The organism is Pseudomonas sp. URMO17WK12:I7, assembly GCF_003269045.1.
GTDB lineage: Bacteria > Pseudomonadota > Gammaproteobacteria > Pseudomonadales > Pseudomonadaceae > Aquipseudomonas > Aquipseudomonas putida_J.
In genome coordinates, this window is record NZ_QLTL01000013.1 from 23,353 (window position 1) to 42,515 (window position 19,163).

21 protein-coding genes and 1 other RNA gene are annotated in these 19,163 nt (G+C 62.1%); 16 read left to right on the forward strand and 6 right to left on the reverse strand.

Annotation, left to right across the window (positions count from 1 at the left end; translation table 11 throughout):
• Nucleotides 1-24: 24 nt before the first annotated feature.
• Nucleotides 25-1,065, reverse strand: a complete 1,041-nt coding sequence (locus tag H040_RS18605; RefSeq protein WP_027918013.1) for an NADP(H)-dependent aldo-keto reductase — start codon at nucleotides 1,063-1,065, stop codon at nucleotides 25-27.
• Between the two features lie 257 nt (nucleotides 1,066-1,322).
• Between H040_RS18605 and rplM the strand changes: the two genes are divergently transcribed.
• The 7 genes from rplM (at nucleotide 1,323) to H040_RS18640 (ending at nucleotide 6,189) form a co-directional block, all read left to right on the forward strand.
• Complete coding sequence (gene rplM, locus H040_RS18610; protein WP_003251819.1) at nucleotides 1,323-1,751, forward strand: 50S ribosomal protein L13; 429 nt, start codon at nucleotides 1,323-1,325, stop codon at nucleotides 1,749-1,751.
• 14 nt (nucleotides 1,752-1,765) lie between these two features.
• Nucleotides 1,766-2,158: a 30S ribosomal protein S9 gene (gene rpsI, locus H040_RS18615; protein WP_003260797.1), complete on the forward strand. Its 393-nt coding sequence runs from the start codon at nucleotides 1,766-1,768 to the stop codon at nucleotides 2,156-2,158.
• Between the two features lie 264 nt (nucleotides 2,159-2,422).
• Nucleotides 2,423-3,016: a ubiquinol-cytochrome c reductase iron-sulfur subunit gene (petA, locus tag H040_RS18620; protein WP_027918012.1), complete on the forward strand. Its 594-nt coding sequence runs from the start codon at nucleotides 2,423-2,425 to the stop codon at nucleotides 3,014-3,016.
• The gene (locus H040_RS18625) at nucleotides 3,016-4,227 is read left to right on the forward strand and encodes a cytochrome b (protein ID WP_016395499.1); all 1,212 of its coding nucleotides are present in this window, start codon (nucleotides 3,016-3,018) and stop codon (nucleotides 4,225-4,227) included. Before petA ends, H040_RS18625 begins: the two co-directional genes overlap by 1 nt.
• Nucleotides 4,227-5,006, forward strand: coding sequence for a cytochrome c1 (locus H040_RS18630; protein ID WP_027918011.1), 780 nt, complete (start codon nucleotides 4,227-4,229; stop codon nucleotides 5,004-5,006). Before H040_RS18625 ends, H040_RS18630 begins: the two co-directional genes overlap by 1 nt.
• 117 nt (nucleotides 5,007-5,123) lie before the next feature.
• Entirely contained in the window at nucleotides 5,124-5,747 is a 624-nt protein-coding gene (locus H040_RS18635; protein ID WP_027918010.1) for a glutathione S-transferase N-terminal domain-containing protein, read from the forward strand.
• A 10-nt stretch (nucleotides 5,748-5,757) separates the two neighbouring features.
• Entirely contained in the window at nucleotides 5,758-6,189 is a 432-nt protein-coding gene (locus H040_RS18640) for a ClpXP protease specificity-enhancing factor (protein ID WP_027918009.1), read from the forward strand.
• A gap of 51 nt (nucleotides 6,190-6,240) precedes the next feature.
• Here H040_RS18640 and H040_RS18645 read toward each other — a convergent pair whose 3' ends face one another.
• The 5 genes from H040_RS18645 to H040_RS18665 form a co-directional block, all read right to left on the reverse strand.
• A complete protein-coding gene (locus H040_RS18645; RefSeq protein WP_027918008.1) occupies nucleotides 6,241-6,459 on the reverse strand; it encodes a YgdI/YgdR family lipoprotein in 219 nt (72 codons plus the stop codon).
• 104 nt (nucleotides 6,460-6,563) lie between these two features.
• The gene (locus H040_RS18650) at nucleotides 6,564-7,142 is read right to left on the reverse strand and encodes a BON domain-containing protein (RefSeq protein ID WP_027918007.1); all 579 of its coding nucleotides are present in this window, start codon (nucleotides 7,140-7,142) and stop codon (nucleotides 6,564-6,566) included.
• Nucleotides 7,139-7,732 (reverse strand): phosphoheptose isomerase, encoded by a 594-nt coding sequence (locus tag H040_RS18655; protein WP_008097558.1) that lies wholly within the window; start codon nucleotides 7,730-7,732, stop codon nucleotides 7,139-7,141. Before H040_RS18655 ends, H040_RS18650 begins: the two co-directional genes overlap by 4 nt.
• Before the next feature lie 86 nt (nucleotides 7,733-7,818).
• The gene (locus tag H040_RS18660; RefSeq protein WP_027918006.1) at nucleotides 7,819-8,190 is read right to left on the reverse strand and encodes a YraN family protein; all 372 of its coding nucleotides are present in this window, start codon (nucleotides 8,188-8,190) and stop codon (nucleotides 7,819-7,821) included.
• The gene (locus H040_RS18665) at nucleotides 8,190-10,007 is read right to left on the reverse strand and encodes a penicillin-binding protein activator (protein WP_027918005.1); all 1,818 of its coding nucleotides are present in this window, start codon (nucleotides 10,005-10,007) and stop codon (nucleotides 8,190-8,192) included. Before H040_RS18665 ends, H040_RS18660 begins: the two co-directional genes overlap by 1 nt.
• Before the next feature lie 221 nt (nucleotides 10,008-10,228).
• Here H040_RS18665 and rsmI point away from each other — a divergent pair, with 221 nt between their 5' ends.
• From rsmI to mraY, 9 genes are all read left to right on the forward strand, one after another.
• On the forward strand, nucleotides 10,229-11,071 hold the full coding sequence (gene rsmI / locus H040_RS18670; protein ID WP_177326688.1) for a 16S rRNA (cytidine(1402)-2'-O)-methyltransferase: 843 nt from the start codon (nucleotides 10,229-10,231) through the stop codon (nucleotides 11,069-11,071).
• Nucleotides 11,072-11,138: 67 nt separating this feature from the next.
• Nucleotides 11,139-11,498: RNase P RNA component class A (rnpB, locus tag H040_RS18675), an RNA gene on the forward strand.
• Nucleotides 11,499-11,807: 309 nt separating this feature from the next.
• Entirely contained in the window at nucleotides 11,808-12,263 is a 456-nt protein-coding gene (gene mraZ / locus H040_RS18680) for a division/cell wall cluster transcriptional repressor MraZ (protein ID WP_011535546.1), read from the forward strand.
• On the forward strand, nucleotides 12,260-13,207 hold the full coding sequence (gene rsmH / locus H040_RS18685) for a 16S rRNA (cytosine(1402)-N(4))-methyltransferase RsmH (RefSeq protein ID WP_027918003.1): 948 nt from the start codon (nucleotides 12,260-12,262) through the stop codon (nucleotides 13,205-13,207). The genes mraZ and rsmH overlap by 4 nt, the downstream gene beginning before the upstream one ends.
• Nucleotides 13,204-13,497: a cell division protein FtsL gene (gene ftsL / locus H040_RS18690; RefSeq protein WP_027918002.1), complete on the forward strand. Its 294-nt coding sequence runs from the start codon at nucleotides 13,204-13,206 to the stop codon at nucleotides 13,495-13,497. Before rsmH ends, ftsL begins: the two co-directional genes overlap by 4 nt.
• Nucleotides 13,497-15,230, forward strand: a complete 1,734-nt coding sequence (locus tag H040_RS18695; protein WP_177326686.1) for a peptidoglycan D,D-transpeptidase FtsI family protein — start codon at nucleotides 13,497-13,499, stop codon at nucleotides 15,228-15,230. Before ftsL ends, H040_RS18695 begins: the two co-directional genes overlap by 1 nt.
• Entirely contained in the window at nucleotides 15,227-16,717 is a 1,491-nt protein-coding gene (locus tag H040_RS18700) for a UDP-N-acetylmuramoyl-L-alanyl-D-glutamate--2,6-diaminopimelate ligase (protein ID WP_371260235.1), read from the forward strand. Before H040_RS18695 ends, H040_RS18700 begins: the two co-directional genes overlap by 4 nt.
• Nucleotides 16,710-18,077: a UDP-N-acetylmuramoyl-tripeptide--D-alanyl-D-alanine ligase gene (locus tag H040_RS18705; protein WP_027917999.1), complete on the forward strand. Its 1,368-nt coding sequence runs from the start codon at nucleotides 16,710-16,712 to the stop codon at nucleotides 18,075-18,077. Before H040_RS18700 ends, H040_RS18705 begins: the two co-directional genes overlap by 8 nt.
• The gene (gene mraY / locus H040_RS18710; protein ID WP_027917998.1) at nucleotides 18,077-19,159 is read left to right on the forward strand and encodes a phospho-N-acetylmuramoyl-pentapeptide-transferase; all 1,083 of its coding nucleotides are present in this window, start codon (nucleotides 18,077-18,079) and stop codon (nucleotides 19,157-19,159) included. Before H040_RS18705 ends, mraY begins: the two co-directional genes overlap by 1 nt.
• Nucleotides 19,160-19,163: the final 4 nt, after the last annotated feature.

A 19,163-nucleotide genomic window follows, 5' to 3' on the forward strand; every position in this document is an offset into this window, starting at 1 on the left:
GGCCGCGAGGCGGCCCCTTGCGGCTCAGGGTGCGGGGTTCGGCTGTTCCTGGTGGATTGCCTCGATTGCCGCCAGCAGTTCGTCGCTGAGGTTCAGCTGCAGGCTGTCGAGGTTGCTCTGCAGTTGCACCAGGTCGGTCGCGCCGATGATGTTGCTGGTCACGAACGGCTGCCGGGTGACGAACGCCAAGGCCATCTGCGCCGGATCCAGGCCGTGCGCCTGGGCCAGCTGTACATAACGGCTGCAGGCCGCCACGGTCTGCGGGTTGGAGTAGCGGGCGAAGCGGCTGAACAGGGTCAGCCGGCCCTTTTCTGGCCGTGCACCGTGCTCATACTTGCCCGAGAGCATGCCGAACGCCAGCGGCGAATAAGCCAGCAGGCCGCACTGCTCGCGGATTGCCACCTCCGCCAGGCCCACCTCGAAGCTGCGGTTGAGCAGGTTGTAAGGGTTCTGGATCGACACCGCACGCGGCCAGCCACGGCTATCGGCCAGGTGGAGGAATTTCATCGTGCCCCATGGCGTTTCGTTGGACAGGCCGATGTGGCGGATCTTGCCGGCACGCACCTGCTCGTCGAGTACTTCAAGGGTTTCTTCCAGTGGGGTGAACAGGTCGTTGGCCAGGTGCTGGTAACCGAGCTTGCCGAAGAAGTTGGTGCTGCGCTCCGGCCAGTGCAGCTGGTAGAGGTCGATGCGGTCGGTCTGCAGGCGCTTGAGGCTCTCGTCCAGCGCGGCAACGATGTGCTGGCGGTTGTGCTTGAGCTGGCCGTCGCGGATGTGGCTGATGCCGTTGCCGGGGCCGGCGACCTTGCTCGCCAGCACCCAGTCGTCGCGGTCGCCGTTGGCGCGGAACCAGTTGCCGATGATGCGCTCGGTGGCCGCGTAGGTTTCAGGGCGTGGTGGCACCGGGTACATCTCGGCGGTGTCGATGAAGTTGATGCCGCTGGCCTTGGCCAGGGCAATCTGCTCGAAGGCCTCGTCCTGGGTGTTCTGCTCACCCCAGGTCATGGTGCCCAGGCACAGGGCGCTGACGTCGAGGTCGGTACGGCCGAGCTTGCGGTATTCCATCGGGAAAACACTCCTTGGCAAAGAAGCCCATCAAAGCAGGTTGAAATTTTTCGCGCAATCTGGATAATTCTGCCCCTCTCCGTGTGGCGGAAGTGATGCACCACCACGCAGGAAGAACCCCGTCGAACATTGGCGTGCCCGACCCGAGCCCCCAAAAGCGTCAGCGTTCGGCTGCGCGCTTGCCCTTGGCAAGCTGTGCACTATCCAGTAAGATTCGCCGTCTATTTTTCGCTGGGCGGCCTCTGAGGCTTTAGAGAATGAAAACTTTTACTGCTAAACCGGAAACAGTAAAGCGCGAGTGGTTCGTAGTTGACGCCGCTGGCCAGACCCTGGGTCGTCTGGCTACCGAAATCGCTACCCGTCTGCGTGGCAAGCACAAACCAGAATACACCCCTCACGTTGACACCGGCGACTACATCGTCGTCATCAACGCTGAACAGGTTCGTGTGACTGGTGCCAAGTCTTCCGACAAAATGTACTACTCCCACTCCGGTTTCCCGGGCGGTATCAAGGAAATCAACTTCGAGAAGTTGATCGCCAAGGCCCCTGAGCGTGTTATCGAAACCGCGGTCAAAGGCATGCTGCCTAAGAACCCGCTGGGTCGCGACATGTACCGTAAGCTGAAAGTGTACGCGGGTGCTGCTCACCCACACACTGCTCAGCAGCCTCAAGAACTGAAGATCTAACGGGAAAGTTCATTATGTCGGCGACTCAAAATTACGGCACTGGCCGTCGCAAGACCGCAACCGCTCGCGTTTTCCTGCGTCCGGGTACTGGTAACATTTCCATCAACAACCGTTCTCTGGACGTGTTCTTCGGTCGCGAAACCGCTCGCATGGTTGTTCGCCAGCCACTTGAGCTGACCGAAACCGTTGAGAAGTTCGACATCTACGTCACCGTTTCCGGTGGTGGTGTCAGCGGTCAGGCCGGTGCGATCCGTCACGGTATCACCCGCGCTCTGATGGAATACGACGAAACCCTGCGTGGCGCTCTGCGTCGTGCTGGCTACGTCACCCGCGACGCTCGTGAAGTCGAGCGTAAGAAAGTGGGTCTGCGTAAAGCGCGTAAGCGTCCTCAGTACTCCAAGCGTTAATACCGCTTCGGCAGTCGAAAAAAGCCCGGTTCCTTGGAACCGGGCTTTTTTTTGTGCTTGAACTAACCTGTCAGCATGTCGGTGACCGCTTGTCGCATAGACGCAGATCAAGCAAAGCGCGGGTTATAGCTCCCTGTGGGGGTAATCACCTTGTCACTGTGTGGATTTGTTTCTTACCATGGCGGCCAATTTTTAGCGCCACAGACACAACCTAAGTACAGGCCAGGTACAACTGGCCAAGCAAAGCTGATGGGAGAGGACTGAATGAGCAATGACGGCGTCAACGCAGGCCGGCGCCGCTTCCTCGTAGCCGCGACATCCGTGGTCGGGGCAGCGGGGGCAGTGGGGGCTGCGGTACCGTTCGTGGGGTCATGGTTTCCCAGTGCCAAGGCGAAGGCGGCCGGCGCACCGGTGAAGGTCAATATTGCCAAGGTCGAGCCGGGGCAGCAGATGGTTGCCGAGTGGCGTGGCCAGCCGGTATTCATCGTGCGGCGAACGCAGGAGATCCTTGGCAACCTGAAGAAGATCGAAGGTGACCTCTCCGACCCTCAGTCGAAGAGCTCGGTGCAGCCGGCTTATGTCGACCCCGAGGTTCGCTCGATCAAGCCGGAAATCCTCATTCTCGTAGGCCTGTGTACGCACCTGGGCTGCTCGCCGACCTTCCGCCCGGAAGTCGCGCCCGCAGACCTCGGGCCGAAGTGGGTCGGTGGCTATTTCTGCCCTTGCCACGGCTCCCACTACGACCTCGCTGGTCGTGTGTACAAGTCGCAGCCGGCGCCTCTCAACCTGCCAGTGCCGCCGCATTCTTATGAGTCGGACGACATCGTCGTCATCGGCGTCGACCAGGAGAAAGCATGATGAGCAAGTTCATGGACTGGATTGACGCTCGCTTCCCCGCCACCAAGATGTGGGAAGACCATCTGAGCAAGTATTACGCGCCCAAGAACTTCAACTTCCTGTATTTCTTCGGCTCGCTGGCCCTGCTGGTACTGGTCAACCAGATCGTCACTGGCGTGTGGCTGACCATGAGCTTCACGCCCTCGGCGGAAGAGGCCTTCGCCTCGGTCGAGTACATCATGCGTGACGTGGAGTACGGCTGGATTCTGCGCTACCTGCACTCCACGGGCGCCTCGGCGTTCTTCATCGTGGTCTACCTGCACATGTTCCGCGGCCTGCTCTATGGCTCCTACCAGAAGCCCCGTGAGTTGGTGTGGCTGTTCGGCATGCTGATCTATCTGGCGCTGATGGCCGAAGCCTTTATGGGCTACCTGCTGCCGTGGGGGCAGATGTCGTACTGGGGTGCCCAGGTGATCATCTCGCTGTTCGGTGCCATTCCGGTCATCGGTGGCGACCTGACCCAGTGGATCCGCGGTGACTACCTCATCTCGGGCATCACCCTGAACCGCTTCTTCGCCTTGCATGTGGTAGCGCTGCCGATCGTGATTCTGGGGCTGGTCGTGTTGCACATCCTGGCCCTGCACGAAGTAGGCTCGAACAACCCTGATGGCGTGGACATCAAGAAGAAAAAGGACGAAAACGGCATTCCGCTCGACGGCATTCCGTTCCACCCGTACTACACCGTCAAGGACATCGTCGGCGTGGTGGTGTTCCTCTTCGTGTTCTGCGCCGTAGTGTTCTTCTTCCCGGAGATGGGTGGTTACTTCCTGGAAAAACCCAACTTCGAGCAGGCGAACGCGTTCAAGACGCCAGAGCATATCGCCCCTGTGTGGTACTTCACGCCGTTCTACGCGATCCTGCGAGCGGTGCCTGACAAGCTCATGGGCGTAATCGCCATGGGTGCTGCGATTGCGGTGCTGTTCGTGCTGCCTTGGCTCGACCGCAGTCCGGTACGCTCCATGCGCTACAAGGGCTGGATCAGCAAGGTCTTCCTGCTGGTGTTCTGCATTGCTTTCGTCATTCTCGGCATTCTCGGTGTGTTGGCGCCTACTCCTGGGCGTACCTTGCTGTCGCAGGTGTGCACGGTGCTGTACTTCGCCTACTTCCTGCTGATGCCGTTCTACACAAGGCTCGAGAAGACCAAACCGGTTCCGGAAAGGGTGACTGGCTGATGAAAAAGTTGATTGCAGTATTTTTGCTGGCAGTGATGCCTGCCTTTTCCTTTGCTGCCGAACATGGCCTGGAGCTGGACAAGGTCGATATCGACCTGACCGACAAGGCTGCCATGCAGGACGGTGCACGTACCTTCGCCAACTATTGCATGGGCTGCCACAGCGCCAAGTTCCAGCGTTACGAGCGGGTGGCCGATGACCTTGGCATCCCCCATGAGCTGATGCTCGAGAAGCTGGTGTTCACCGGCGCCAAGATCGGCGACCACATGCAGATCGGCATGCAGCCCAGCGATGCCAAGACCTGGTTCGGTGCAGCGCCGCCCGACCTGACCCTGGTCGCCCGGGTGCGGGGTACCGACTGGCTGTACACCTACCTGCGCAGCTTCTATGAAGACAAGTCTCGCCCGTATGGGGTCAACAACAAGGTGTTCCCGAACGTCGGTATGCCTAACGTGCTGGTCGGCCTGCAAGGCAACCAGGTGGTTGGCTGCAAGCAGGTGCAGATGGTGGTCGATGGCAAGAAGCAATTCGACCCATTGACGGGTAGTCCGCTGACCCATGAAGCGTGTGACCAGCTGACCATTACGCCGAATTCCGGTACCCTGAACACCGAGCAGTTCGACGAGAAGGTCAAGAACCTGGTGACCTTCCTGGCCTATTCGGCCAACCCGGTCAAACTGGAAAGCCAGCGCATCGGTACCTACGTGTTGCTGTACCTGGCTTTCTTCTTCGTATTTGCCTACTTGCTCAAGCGCGAATACTGGAAGGACGTGCACTGATCACGCAGTAATTTCTGGTAGTTGAACGCGCCCGCGGGGCCCCGGCAGAGTTGCCAGGGCCCCGCGGGCGCGTTTTCATTTAGAGTTTTACAAGCATTCCTTGCGAGGAGGCGCTACATGGGCGCAACCAACCGGTTAGCCTGCTATTCCGACCCTGCTGACCATTATTCTCATCGGGTGCGCCTTGTGCTCGCCGAGAAGGGCGTCAGCGTGCAGGTCATCGACGTCGACCCCGCGCGGCTGCCACCCAAACTGGCAGAGGTGAACCCTTACGGCAGCGTACCGACCTTGGTCGATCGTGATCTGGCGTTGTACGAGTCGACCGTGGTGATGGAATACCTCGAGGAGCGTTACCCGCATCCGCCGCTGATGCCGGTTTACCCGGTGGCGCGAGGCAACAGCCGCCTGCTGATGCACCGCATTCAGCGTGACTGGTGCGCCCTGGCTGATATCATTCTCGACCCACGCAGCGCTGAGGCCGCCCGCACCGAGGCGCGCAAGGCGCTGCGCGAGAGCCTGACCGGTGTCTCGCCGCTGTTCGGTGAGTTCGCTTGCTTCATGAGCGAGGAGCAAAGCCTGGTCGACTGTTGTCTATTGCCCATACTCTGGCGTTTGCCGGTAATGGGTATCGAATTGCCGCGGCAGGCCAAGCCGCTGCTGGATTACATGGAGCGACAGTTCGCCCGCGAGCCTTTCCTGGCAAGCTTGTCCTCCGTTGAACGTGAAATGCGCAAGCTTTAAGGAGCCGTTGATGAACTCCAGTCGCCCCTATCTGGTTCGAGCACTGTACGAGTGGATCGTCGACAACGATTGCACCCCCCATATGCTGGTCAATGCCGAATTCCCGGCAGTCCAGGTGCCGCAGGGTTTCGCCAGTGATGGCCAGATCGTCTTGAACATCTCGCCGAGTGCTGTGCGTAATCTGCACATGGACAACGACGCCGTGAGCTTCGAGGGTCGCTTCAGTGGTGTTGCCCATTCGTTGTTCGTGCCGGCCGGTGCCATTCTGGGTATCTATGCCCGGGAGAATGGCCAGGGCATGGTCTTCGAGCTTGAGCCGCCGCTGATGGATGGCGATGAGCTGGAAGACGAAGGCGTTGAGCCGGATGACGATGGCCCTCCGGAAGGCGGTGGCCAGCCACCGCGTCCAAGCGGGCGGCCCAGCCTGAAGGTGGTCAAGTAACAAAAAAGGCGATCCGCATGGATCGCCTTTTTCTTTGCCGCGAAGTTGCGCTTACAGGTCGCTGATGGTGCGGACCTGGTCACGGTTGATGCGGGTGCGCTTGCCGTCGAGCTGTTGGAACTCGTAGAAGCCCGTGTCCTTCTCGAAGTGCGGGGTGTCGACGGCCTGGATTTCGCGGCCATCGTTGAGGGTGATCAGGCTTGGGGTAGAGCAGCCGGCCAGGGTGGCGAAGGCGCCGAGCAGCAGGGCGGGCAGCAGAAGCTTTTTCATGCGGTGTTTCCTGGATATCGGGAAGGTTGGAGCGGATGGTTTGCTGTGCCGGCCCCTGTGGGAGCTGGTAAGCCTGAGAAGGGCTGGCACAGGTCAGGGCTTGATCAGTCGATGTACTCGAACAGCTTGACGATCTTTTGCACGCCAGACACGCCCTGAACCACGGCGGTCGCGGAGTTGGCTTCTTGCTGAGTTACCAGGCCCAGCAGGTACACGATGCCGTTCTCGGTGATCACCTTGATCCGCGAGCTTGGCACGGCATTGTCGGTGAGCATCTGGGTCTTGATCTTGGTCGTCAGCCAGGCGTCGTTGTTGCGCGCAAGGATCGAGGAGGGCTGCATCACCTGCAGCTCGTTGTGCACTTTCTTCACTCGCTGGACCTGGCTGGCGGTCTGTTCGGCCAGGCTCTTGAGGTCGGCGCGCGGGGTTTGGCCGGCGAGCAGGACGATACCGTTGTAGCTGCTGACGACAATGTGCGAGCTCTTGTCCAGGTCAGGGCTGGCCTTGGCAATGTTGACCGAGGCCTTGGTCTCGATCAGCGAGTCGTCGATCTTGCTGCCGATGGTGCGAGTGCCACGATCATCTTCAATCGGCGAGTTGCGGGTCGAGTTCAGTACCGAGCTGCAGCCGGTGACGCTCAGGCACAGGGTCAGGGCCATCAGGCCAAGGCGGATGGGGGTCATTCTTCACTCCCGAACAGTTGGCTGTCGATCAGATCGCACAGGCAGTGGATCGCCAGCAGGTGGACTTCCTGAATACGTGCAGTGACCGTCGACGGTACGCGGATTTCCACGTCTTCGGGCAGCAGCAGCGAAGCCATGCCGCCGCCGTCACGTCCGGTCAATGCTACGACAATCATTTCGCGATCATGTGCGGCCTGGATCGCTTGAATTACGTTGGCAGAGTTGCCGCTGGTCGAAATCGCCAGCAGCACGTCGCCGGGTTGGCCCAGGGCGCGGATCTGCTTGGAGAAGATTTCGTTGTAGCTGTAATCGTTGGCGATCGAGGTCAGCGTCGAGCTGTCGGTGGTCAAGGCAATGGCCGGCAGGCTCGGGCGCTCACGCTCGAAGCGGTTGAGCAGCTCCGAAGAGAAGTGCTGGGCATCGCCGGCCGAGCCGCCGTTGCCGCAGGCGAGCATCTTGCCCTCGTTGAGCAGCGCATTGACCATGACCAGGCTTGCCTGCTCGATGTGCGGTGCCAGGATGTCCATTGCCTGTTGCTTGGTGTCGATGCTGGCCTGGAACAGCCGGCGAATTCGGGATTGCATGTCCATCTGGTGACCTTAAGTGGGGCGGTGGCCTTTGCTGTGCGCAACAGGGACCAGCCCGCGAAACATAGAGCAAAAAAAACGAAGTGGGTTCAGCATTCGAAGGCGTTTTTCAGCCATTGAAATGGCCGGCCTGCATGGCGGCTGCCCTGCAGGGCGACAACGTCGAAGCGGCAGGGGTGATCGGCCCAGCGGGACTCCTTCTGCAGGAACAATGTGGCGGCAAGCACCAGCCGTTTCTGCTTGCGCCCGTCAATGCTGCCGAGGGCGCCACCGAAGCCCGCATGCAACCGATAGCGGACTTCGACGAATACTACTGTATCGGCGTCGAGCATGACCAGATCAAGCTCGCCGCCTTTGCATCGCCAATTGCGTGCCAGCAGTTGCAGGCCCTGCCCTTGAAGGTACTCAAGGGCTTGGGTTTCTGCCGCCTGGCCGGCGCTGCTAGGCGATGCTTCGGGCATCAGTGCGAGGTGTCCGGCAGGCGCTTGACCTGGCCGCCAGAGAACTCGGCCCACGGCAGCTGGCGCTCGACGCGCTGGCTGGCGTTGATGCTCAGGCTGCCCGACAGGCCCTGCACGCGGTTGTCGGGCAGTGCCTTGAGCTGGCCCAGGCGAGGCGCCAGGCTGTAGGCGTCGACACCCATGGCGTACAGGCGGCCAAGGCTGCCGGCAGCTTGTGGCCATTGCTGCACTACCTGCTGGCGCAAGCTGTTGCTGGTGTCGAGCAGCCATGGGGTTTCGCAGAAGCGAATGCCGTTCATGTCGTTGTACTGGTTGACGTCACCGCTGGCGCTGTACAGGTTCGAGGTGGCGTAGACCGGTACGTCACCGGCGTACTGGAAGTTCAGGGTCGGTTTGATCTGCTGCGCCTGCTGCGGGGTCGAGGCGAGGAAGATGAAGTCGATGTCCTGGCGGCGCGACGGCTGTGCCGCGATGCTGCCGCCCACGGTGCTCTGCAGGCTCTGGGCGCGCCCTTCGCTCTGGCGCAGCTGGAACAGGTTGGCGATCTGCTGGGCCAGGGCGACGGGTTGGGCGATGCGCTCGGCGGCGATGAGGGTGCCACCATTGCCTTCCCAGTCCTGGCGGAAGGCGGCCAGCACGCGGTCGCCCCACTCACCGCTCGGTACCAGGGCAACGGCGCGGACCATGCCGTCGGCGCGGGCGCGGCGTGCGACTTCGCGGGCTTCGTCCTCGGCGGCGAGGCCGAACTGGAACAGCTGCGGTGGTGCCTTCTGGCCGGCGTCGGCGTAGTTCAGGGCGAGGGTGGTGATGGGCAGTTGCGCGTTGGCCGCGAGCTTTTTCACCAGCGGTTTTTCCAGTGGGCCGACCACCAGTTGTACGCCGTCGGCCTGTGCCTGGCGATAGAAGTCGTCGAGCGAGCCGATGCGCGAGCTGTCGTAGACCTGCACGGCAGGTGCCTGCCCGCCAGCCTGCTGGGCCTGGAAGTGGGCAGCCATGAAGCCGTCACGCAGGGCGCGTGCAACGCCGGCCAGGGGGCCTTCCTGAGGCAGCAGCAGGGCAATTTTGGTCAGCGGCTGGCTGGCCAGTTCCTTGAGCTTGGTCAGGGCCAGCGGCAGTTGCTTGGCGGCCGGATGATCGGGGTGCTGCTTGCGCCAGGCTTCGATGGCGGCCTGCTGCTGCTCCAGAGTGCCGGCGCTTTTCACGGCCAGCGCCAGGCTGGTCCAGCCTGCCAGAATCTCGTTGTTGGCAGGTTGTTGCAGCTGTTCGGCCGGCAGCGAGGCAACCAGGGCCCAGGTCGCGTCATTGTTCGCGCTGGCGGCCTGGCCGCTGAGCAGCGGGCTCAGCAGCACGCGCTGCTGGGCGGCGGCCAGGGCCTGGCCATCGGCCTCGAGGGCCGCGGCGTGGACGCTGTAAGTGCGCACCTGCTGTTGCTCTGGCAGCTCTGCGATGTGCTGCAGGCTTGGATGGGACAGCGCAGTCAGGGCGGCCTTTGGCTGGTTGCGGCTCATGGCCAGTTCGGCGCCGAGGGTGGCGGCGAAAATCTGCTGGGCCGGCTTGAGGGTGTCCATCGGCACCTGCTCGAGGATGCGTGCGGCGCGAGGGAGGTCCTTCTGCTTGTAGGCCAGGTCGGCAGCGCTCAGGCGCAGCAGGGCAGCGTCTTCGGCGGACTTGCTGGTGGCGGCCTTCTCGAGCAGTTGCTCGATGCTGGCATCCGGGGTGCGTGGCAGTTCGCCCAGGCTGGATGAGGGCGAGCTGGCGCAGGCTGCCAGCAGGGCAGCGAGGCAGAGGGCTGTGAGCAGCCGCAGGCAAGCGATCATGTAAAGGTCCTGTTACTCGATCAAGTTGGCCGACAATTGTACCCAAGCGGCGGCCGGGGCGCGATCTGCCGTTAGCAGAACCTTCACTATAGGCGGCTCGCCGGGGGCTGCCGATGAAGTTCTTTGCGCCCTGTTACCGGCGCTCGGGCTACAATGGCGCCTTTGATCCGAAAGGCAGGGTGTGTGCAGTGACTGATGTGGCCGGGACTTCGAAATCCACCATGGGGACGCTTTATGTGGTCGCGACCCCCATCGGCAACCTTGACGACATGAGCGCCCGGGCGCTCAAGGTGCTGGCCGATGTCGCCCTGATCGCCGCCGAGGACACCCGTCATTCGGTTCGTCTGCTGCAGCACTTCGGCATCGATACGCCGCTGGCGGCTTGCCATGAGCATAACGAGCGCGACGAAGGCGGGCGCTTCATCACCAAGCTGCTGACGGGGGAAGATGTGGCCCTGGTATCCGATGCCGGTACACCGTTGATTTCCGACCCGGGTTACCACCTGGTGCGCCAGGCCCGGGCCGCAGGCGTCAGCGTGGTGCCAGTGCCTGGCGCCTGCGCATTGATTGCCGCGCTATCGGCTGCTGGCTTGCCGTCTGACCGGTTCATCTTCGAAGGCTTCCTGCCGGCCAAGGCTGCCGGGCGTCGGGCACGCCTGGAGCAAGTCAAGGAGGAGCCGCGCACGCTGATCTTCTACGAGGCGCCGCACCGCATCCTCGAATGCCTGGAAGACATGGAGCTGGTGTTCGGTGGTGAGCGCCCGGCGCTGCTGGCGCGCGAGTTGACCAAGACCTTCGAGACCCTCAAAGGCCTGCCGTTGGCTGAATTGCGCGCGTTCGTCGCCGGGGACAGCAATCAGCAGCGGGGTGAGTGCGTGGTGCTGGTCGGTGGCTGGAGTGCGCCAGAAGGCGAGGATGCGATCAGCGCCGAAGCGCAGCGCGTCCTGGATCTTCTGCTGGCAGAGCTGCCGCTGAAAAGAGCGGCGGCATTGGCGGCGCAGATCACCGGCGTGCGCAAGAATCTGCTGTATCAAGTTGCCCTGGAAAAGCAGAAAGCTCAGTAGTGGCAATTAGACATTGTTCACGGTATCGCTTGTTCTTGCGCGCGCGTGCCGTTAACCTTGTCGGCGGAGAGTCGATCGGACAGTCGCTGCCGTCTTTTGTTCCGCAAAAGATGGGGGAGGAAAGTCCGGGCTCCATAGGGCAGAGTGCCAGGTAACGCCTGGGAGGCGCGAGCCTACGGAAAGTGCCACAGAAAATAACCGCCTAAGCACTTCGGTGCCGGTAAGGGTGAAAAGGTGCGGTAAGAGCGCACCGCACGACTGGCAACAGTTCGTGGCTAGGTAAACCCCACTCGGAGCAAGACCAAATAGGGTTCCATCAGGCGTGGCCCGCGTCGGAACCGGGTAGGTTGCTAGAGGCGTCCAGTGATGGCCGTCGTAGAGGAATGACTGTCCTCGACAAAACCCGGCTTACAGATCGACTCTCCACCTTTTCCTTTCCTGCTTGATTCGATAGCAGATCCCTTCTGGTAATACCAAAAAGATCTTACTCTTAATAATTTACTTTAACTTCGAACGGCATTCGTTTGAGCTGGTTTGATTTTTCTCGTGTTTTTCCCCTCCTGGCAGTCCTTCCGCATTCCTTTGTTGCGCTAAATCTCGGTCCTGTAAGGGTTTTCCTTATGAACGTGCCTTGACGGTGCAGCGGGCGGATTCCTATAGTGTGCGCAAGTGGCAGAAAGTGGGATGAAGTGGGTTTTCTGGCACAAAAAAGCTAACATTGTGGGGGATCGCTACCGTGTTTCGCGGAGCCAACGCCGTCAGCCTCGATGCCAAGGGCCGTCTCGCGATGCCGAGCCGGTACCGTGACGAGCTCGATTCGCGTTGCAATGGTCAGCTGATCGTGACCATCGACGCCGTTGACCCCTGCTTGTGTGTTTATCCCCTCGACGAGTGGGAACAGATTGAAGCCAAGTTGCGTGCCTTGCCGTCGTTGCGTGAGGAAAACCGCCGCCTGCAGCGTTTGCTGATCGGTAATGCGGTTGACCTGGAGCTCGATGGCAGTGGGCGTTTCCTGGTACCGCCCCGCCTGCGTGAGTACGCCAAGCTGGACAAGAAGGCGATGCTGGTGGGGCAACTGAACAAATTCCAGCTGTGGGATGAAGATGCCTGGAACGCGGTTTCGGCAGCCGATCTTGCAGCTATCCAACAACCGGGCGCCATGCCCGACGATTTGCGTGACCTGATCCTGTGACCATAGATAGCGGCTTCAACCACATCACCGTCCTGCTCGATGAAGCTGTCGAGGCATTGGCCCTGCGCGCCGACGGTTGCTATCTGGACGGCACCTTCGGGCGTGGCGGCCATAGCCGCCTGATTCTCAGCAAGCTCGGGCCGCAAGGGCGGCTGCTGGGCTTCGACAAAGATCCTCAAGCGATTGCCACCGGGCAAGCGCTGGCGGCCGAAGACGGCCGCTTTGTCATTGTGCAGCGCAGCTTTGCCGAGCTGGGCGCGGAAGTGGCCGAGCGCGGTCTGGACGGCAAAGTCAGTGGCATCCTGCTGGACCTGGGGGTGTCCTCGCCGCAGCTGGATGACCCAGAGCGTGGCTTCAGCTTCCTCAACGATGGCCCGCTGGACATGCGCATGAACCCGGATCAGGGCATTAGCGCTGCCGAGTTCATCGCCACCGCGCCGGTCGAGGAAATTGCCCGCGTCTTCAAGGAATACGGCGAAGAGCGTTTTGCCGGGCGTATGGCGCGTGCCGTGGTCGAGCGCCGCGAGAAGCAGCCATTCACCCGCACCGCCGATCTGGCTGAAGTGCTCAAGGTTGCCAACCCCGCCTGGGAGAAGGGCAAGAACCCGGCGACCCGCGCCTTCCAGGGGCTGCGCATTCACGTCAACAACGAACTGGGTGATCTCGAGGCCGGCCTTGAAGCTGCGCTCGACGCACTGGAGGTGGGCGGCCGCCTGGCGGTCATCAGCTTCCACTCGTTGGAAGACCGCATCGTCAAACTGTTCATGCGCAAGCTGGTCAAGGGTGAGGCCGACAACCTGCCACGCAACCTGCCGGTACAGCACAAGGTCTTCGAGCCGAAGATCAAGCTGATCGGCAAGGCCCAGTTTGCCTCCGAAGCCGAACTCAAGGCCAACCCGCGGTCGCGCAGCGCCGTGATGCGGGTGGCGGAGAAGCTTCGGTGAGCCGGCTATTTGCCAAACCTCTGCCAGGCGGAAGCTTCCTGATGCTTCTGCTGTTTGTCGGCGTGCTCGTTTCGGCGATCGCCGTGTCGTACAGCGCCCACTGGAATCGCCAGTTGCTCAACACCTTGTACGGCGAGCTCAACGAACGGGACAAAGCTCAGGCCGAGTGGGGCCGGCTGATTCTCGAACAAAGCACCTGGACAGCCTCCAGCCGTATCGAGACCTTGGCCTCCGAGCAGCTGAAAATGCGCGTGCCGGCGGCTGACGAAGTGCGGATGGTGGCGCCATGATGAAGCTCGAAGGCGCACTCTATCCTTGGCGCTTCCGGGTAGTGATCGGTTTGCTGGCACTGATGGTCGGCGCGATCTGCTGGCGCATCATCGACCTGCAGGTCGTCGACCGCGACTTCCTCAAGGGCCAGGGCGATGCCCGCAGCCTGCGTCACATCCCCATCCCTGCGCACCGTGGTCTGATCACCGACCGCAACGGCGAGCCGCTGGCCGTCAGTACGCCGGTCACCACCTTGTGGGCCAACCCCAAGGAAATGCAGGCGTCCAAGGACCGCTGGCCACAGCTGGCTGCTGCTCTCGGGCAGAACGCCCAGCAACTGACCGAGCGCCTGACCCAGCAGGCCAACAAGGAATTCATCTACCTGGTCCGCGGCCTGACCCCAGAGCAGGGCCAGCACGTGCTCGACCTGAAGGTGCCGGGCGTATATGGCCTGGAAGAATTCCGCCGCTTCTATCCTGCCGGTGACGTGACCGCGCACATGGTCGGCTTCACCGACCTCGACGACCACGGCCGAGAAGGCGTAGAGCTGGCCTACGATGAATGGCTGGCCGGCGTGCCCGGCAAGCGGCAAGTGATCAAGGATCGGCGCGGCCGGTTGATCAAGGATATCCAGGTTACCAAGAACGCCAAGGCCGGCAAGACCTTGGCGTTGTCGATCGACCTGCGCCTGCAATATCTGGCCACCCGCGAACTGCGCAACGCGATTGCCGAGCAGGACGCCAAGGCCGGCAGCCTGGTGATCATGGACGTCAAGACCGGTGAGGTCCTGGCCATGGTCAACCAGCCGACCTACAACCCTAACAACCGTCGCAGCATGTTCCCGGCCGCCATGCGTAACCGGGCCATCATCGACGTGTTCGAGCCGGGTTCGACGGTGAAGCCGATCTCGATGAGTGCGGCGCTGCAGAGCGGCCGCTGGAAACCGACCGACAAGGTCGAGGTGTATCCGGGTAGCCTGCAGATCGGTCGCTACACCATCAAGGACGTGTCCAGGAGCGAGGGCCCGATCCTCGACCTGACCGGCATCCTGATCAACTCCTCCAACGTCGGCATGAGCAAGATCGCCTTCGATATCGGCGGTGAAGCCATCTACCGGGTCATGTCCCAGGTCGGCTTGGGCCAGTACACCGGCCTTGGCTTCCCGGGCGAGCGTGTCGGCAACCTGCCCAACCACCGCGAGTGGCGCAAGGCTGAAACCGCGACCCTGTCCTACGGCTACGGTGTGTCTGTGACGGCCTTGCAGCTGGTGCACGCCTACGCGGCGCTGGCCAACGACGGCAAAATGGTGCCGCTGTCGATCCTCAAGGTCGACAAGGCGCCTGAAGCAGTGCAGGCCATCCCCAAGGAAACTGCCGAAACCATCCAGGGCATGCTGCAGCAGGTGATTGAAGCACCGCGCGGCGTGTTCCGTGCCCAGGTGCCGTTCTATCACGTGGCCGGCAAGTCCGGTACCGCCCGCAAGGCTACCGTCGGCTCCAAGGGCTACACCGAAAACGCCTACCGCTCGCTGTTCGCCGGCTTCGGCCCAATGAGCGACCCACGCTACGCCATCGTCGTGGTCATCGACGAACCGGGCAAGGGTGGCTACTTCGGCGGCCTGGTGTCGGCCCCCGTATTCAGCAAGGTCATGTCGGGCACTCTGCGCCTGATGAATGTGCCGCCAGACAACCTGCCGCCGCCTAGCGATCCGCAGCAGGCCAGTGCAGCACCCGCCAAGGGAGGGCGTGGATGATGACAATGCCACTGAGCAAGCTTTTCGCCCACGCCAGCCGTGATCCGCTCATCCGTGAGCTGACCCTGGACAGCCGCCAGGTGCGTCAGGGCGACCTGTTCCTGGCCGTGCCCGGTGCCAAGGTCGACGGCCGTGAGCACATAGCCGATGCGCTGTCGCGTGGCGCCGCTGCCGTTGCCTACGAAGAGCAGGGCGCTAGCGTGTTGCCGCTGACCGATGTGCCGCTGATTCCTGTCAAAGGCCTGATCAGCCAGCTGTCGCAGATCGCCGGCCGCTTCTATGGCGAGCCGAGCCGCCAGCTGAACCTGGTGGGTGTCACCGGTACCAATGGCAAGACCAGCGTCACCCAGCTGGTGGCTCAGGCGCTCGATGCGCTGGGCCAGCGCTGCGGCCTGATCGGCACCCTGGGCACCGGCTTTTATGGCGAGCTGCAAAGCGGCCGACTGACCACGCCCGATCCGATCGCGGTGCAGTCGACTCTCAACGATCTCAAGAAAGGTGGCGCCAAGGCCGTGGCCATGGAGGTCTCCTCCCATGCCTTGGAACAGGGCCGTGTCGCTGCGCTGGAATTCGACATCGCGGTCATGACCAACCTGTCCCGCGACCATCTCGATTACCACGGCAGCATGGAGGCTTACGAGGCCGCCAAGGCCAAACTGTTCGCCTGGCCGAGCCTGCGTTGTCAGGTGGTCAACCTGGACGATGGGTTCGGCCGTCGCTTGGCAGACGATTTCGCCCGTCGTCCGGTTGCCGATCATATCGAGACCCGGCTGCTCAGCTATAGCCTGGAAAACCCGGACGCCTCGCTGTTCTGCCGCGAAGCACACTTCGATGACGATGGCGTGCGCGCCACGCTGGTGACTGCCCAGGGCGAGCGCATCCTGCGCAGCCAGCTGCTTGGCCGCTTCAACCTGAGCAATGTGCTGGCAGCGGTGGCCACGTTGCTGGCGCTCGACTACTCGCTGGACGAAATTCTCAAGGTCATCCCGCACCTGCAGGGCCCGGTCGGCCGCATGCAGCGCCTGGGTGGCGGTGACAAGCCGCTGGTGGTGGTCGATTACGCCCACACCCCCGACGCGTTGGAAAAAGTCCTCGAAGCACTGCGTCCGCATGCCCACGGCCAGCTGCTATGCCTGTTCGGCTGTGGCGGCGATCGCGATCGCGGCAAGCGCCCGCTGATGGCCGAAGTGGCCGAGCGCCTCGCCGACCGCGTGCTGGTTACCGATGACAACCCGCGTACTGAAGACCCGCAAGGCATCTTCGACGATATTCGCCCGGGCTTCGCCAAGCCCGCCGAGGTCGAGTTTGTTGCTGGCCGTGGCGAGGCCATTGCGCACCTGATCGCCACTGCCGCTGCCAATGACGTGATCGTCCTGGCCGGCAAGGGCCACGAGGATTACCAGGAGATCAATGGCGAGCGCCATGCTTTCTCCGACTTGATCGAAGCCGACAAGGCACTTGCAGCCTGGGAGGCTCCACATGCTTAAGCCCATGACCCTCAGTCAGTTGACCGGCGCCCTGAATGCCCGCCTGGTCAACGCCGACGCCAGCTTCACCGGTGTCAGCATCGACAGCCGCAGCGTAACTGCCGGTCAGCTGTTCGTTGCCTTGACCGGGCCGCGCTTCGATGGCCATGACTACCTGGCCGACGTGCAGGCCAAAGGTGCTGTCGCTGCGCTGGTCGAGCGCGAAATCGCCGATGTCGGTCTGCCGCAGCTGCTGGTTGCCGACTGCCGTGTCGCACTCGGCCAGCTCGGTGCGCTGAACCGCGCCGCGTTCGACAAACCGGTAGTCGCCATCACCGGTTCCAGTGGCAAGACCACGGTCAAGGAAATGCTCGCCAGCATCCTGCGCACCCGGGGCCTGGTGCACGCCACGCGTGGCAACCTGAACAACGATCTCGGTGCACCGCTGACCTTGCTGGAAATCGCCCCGGAGCACAGCGCCGCGGTGATTGAGCTGGGCGCTTCGCGCATCGGCGAGATCCGCTACACCGTCGGGCTGACCCAGCCGCAGGTGGTGATCATCAACAACGCCGGTACTGCCCACGTTGGCGAGTTCGGTGGCCCTGAAAAGATCGTCGAAGCCAAGGGCGAAATCCTCGAAGGCTTGGGCGAGGGTGGCACCGCCATCCTCAACCTGGCTGACAAGGCGTTCGAGATCTGGCGCAAGCGCGCTGGCAACCACCGCATCTTCAGCTTCGCCCTGGACAACCCACAGGCTGATTTCCATGCCAGCGACATTGGCAGGGATGCGCGTGGCTGCCCATCGTTCAAGCTGCACGGCCCCGATGGCAGTGTGCCGGTGCAGCTGAACCTGCTGGGCACCCACAACGTAAGCAACGCTCTGGCTGCCGCTGCCGCCGCCCATGCCGTTGGTCTGAGCCTGAGTGGCATCGCCGCCGGCCTCAACGCCGTGCAACCGGTCAAGGGCCGCACCGTGGCGCAAGTCGCGCCGAACGGCGTGCGGGTAATCGACGACAGCTACAACGCAAATCCCACCTCCATGTGTGCTGCCATTGATATACTCGCCGGCTTTTCCGGGCGCACCGTTCTGGTGCTAGGAGATATCGGCGAACTGGGCCAGTGGGCGGAAGAAGGCCACCGGCAGGTGGGTGATTACGCACGCGGCAAGGTTGACGCCGTGTATGCAACGGGTTCCAACATGATTCATGCGGTCAAGGCGTTCGGTGCCAATGGCCGTCATTTCGCAACTCAAGCTGAGCTGATCGACGCCGTTCGCGCCGAAACCGCCAGCGACACCACTATCTTGATCAAGGGCTCGCGCAGCGCTGCGATGGAAAACGTCGTGGCGGCATTGTGCGGTGCCAGCGGGGAGAAACATTAATGCTGCTGCTGTTGGCTGAGTATCTGCAACAGTTCCACAAGGGCTTCGCGGTCTTCCAGTACCTGTCCCTGCGCGGGATTCTTGGTGTACTGACCGCGTTGTCGCTGGCGCTGTGGCTGGGGCCGTGGATGATCCGTACCCTGCAGATTCGCCAGATTGGTCAGGCCGTTCGTAACGACGGCCCGCAATCGCACCTGTCCAAGTCCGGTACCCCGACCATGGGGGGCGCACTGATCCTGTCTGCCATCGGCATCAGCACCTTGCTGTGGGCCGACCTGTCCAACCGCTACGTCTGGACTGTGCTGATCGTCACCCTGCTGTTCGGTGCCATTGGCTGGGTAGACGACTACCGCAAGGTGATCGAAAAGAACTCGCGTGGCTTGCCGAGCCGCTGGAAATACTTCTGGCAGTCGGTGTTCGGTCTTGGCGCGGCAGTGTTCCTGTACATGACCGCACCGACCAGCGTCGAAACCACCCTGATCGTGCCGTTCCTCAAGGACGTCACCATCCCGCTGGGTATCGGTTTCATCGTCCTCACCTATTTCGTCATCGTTGGCTCCAGTAACGCGGTCAACCTGACTGACGGCCTCGATGGCCTGGCAATCATGCCAACCGTGATGGTTGGCGGTGCGCTGGGCATCTTCTGCTACCTGTCGGGTAACGTGAAGTTCGCCGAGTACCTGCTGATCCCTTACGTGCCGGGCTCGGGCGAGCTGATCGTGTTCTGCGGCGCGCTGATTGGTGCCGGCCTGGGCTTCCTGTGGTTCAACACCTATCCGGCCCAGGTATTCATGGGCGACGTCGGCGCGCTGGCGCTGGGCGCCGCCCTGGGCACCATCGCCGTGATCGTGCGCCAGGAAATCGTGCTGTTCATCATGGGCGGCATCTTCGTGATGGAAACCCTGTCGGTGGTGATCCAGGTTGCCTCGTTCAAGCTCACCGGCAAGCGCGTGTTCCGCATGGCGCCGATTCACCACCACTTTGAACTCAAGGGCTGGCCTGAGCCGCGCGTGATCGTCCGTTTCTGGATCATCACCGTGATTCTGGTGCTGATCGGCCTGGCAACCCTGAAACTGAGGTAGAAAA

Coding starts and splice junctions, on each gene's coding strand:
- H040_RS18605 (WP_027918013.1), bottom strand. CDS start 1,065: ATGGAATACCGCAAGCTCGGCCGTACCGACCTCGACGTCAGCGCCCTG.
- rplM (WP_003251819.1), top strand. CDS start 1,323: ATGAAAACTTTTACTGCTAAACCGGAAACAGTAAAGCGCGAGTGGTTC.
- rpsI (WP_003260797.1), top strand. CDS start 1,766: ATGTCGGCGACTCAAAATTACGGCACTGGCCGTCGCAAGACCGCAACC.
- petA (WP_027918012.1), top strand. CDS start 2,423: ATGAGCAATGACGGCGTCAACGCAGGCCGGCGCCGCTTCCTCGTAGCC.
- H040_RS18625 (WP_016395499.1), top strand. CDS start 3,016: ATGAGCAAGTTCATGGACTGGATTGACGCTCGCTTCCCCGCCACCAAG.
- H040_RS18630 (WP_027918011.1), top strand. CDS start 4,227: ATGAAAAAGTTGATTGCAGTATTTTTGCTGGCAGTGATGCCTGCCTTT.
- H040_RS18635 (WP_027918010.1), top strand. CDS start 5,124: ATGGGCGCAACCAACCGGTTAGCCTGCTATTCCGACCCTGCTGACCAT.
- H040_RS18640 (WP_027918009.1), top strand. CDS start 5,758: ATGAACTCCAGTCGCCCCTATCTGGTTCGAGCACTGTACGAGTGGATC.
- H040_RS18645 (WP_027918008.1), bottom strand. CDS start 6,459: ATGAAAAAGCTTCTGCTGCCCGCCCTGCTGCTCGGCGCCTTCGCCACC.
- H040_RS18650 (WP_027918007.1), bottom strand. CDS start 7,142: ATGACCCCCATCCGCCTTGGCCTGATGGCCCTGACCCTGTGCCTGAGC.
- H040_RS18655 (WP_008097558.1), bottom strand. CDS start 7,732: ATGGACATGCAATCCCGAATTCGCCGGCTGTTCCAGGCCAGCATCGAC.
- H040_RS18660 (WP_027918006.1), bottom strand. CDS start 8,190: ATGCCCGAAGCATCGCCTAGCAGCGCCGGCCAGGCGGCAGAAACCCAA.
- H040_RS18665 (WP_027918005.1), bottom strand. CDS start 10,007: ATGATCGCTTGCCTGCGGCTGCTCACAGCCCTCTGCCTCGCTGCCCTG.
- rsmI (WP_177326688.1), top strand. CDS start 10,229: ATGGGGACGCTTTATGTGGTCGCGACCCCCATCGGCAACCTTGACGAC.
- H040_RS18695 (WP_177326686.1), top strand. CDS start 13,497: ATGAAGCTCGAAGGCGCACTCTATCCTTGGCGCTTCCGGGTAGTGATC.
- H040_RS18700 (WP_371260235.1), top strand. CDS start 15,227: ATGATGACAATGCCACTGAGCAAGCTTTTCGCCCACGCCAGCCGTGAT.
- H040_RS18705 (WP_027917999.1), top strand. CDS start 16,710: ATGCTTAAGCCCATGACCCTCAGTCAGTTGACCGGCGCCCTGAATGCC.
- mraY (WP_027917998.1), top strand. CDS start 18,077: ATGCTGCTGCTGTTGGCTGAGTATCTGCAACAGTTCCACAAGGGCTTC.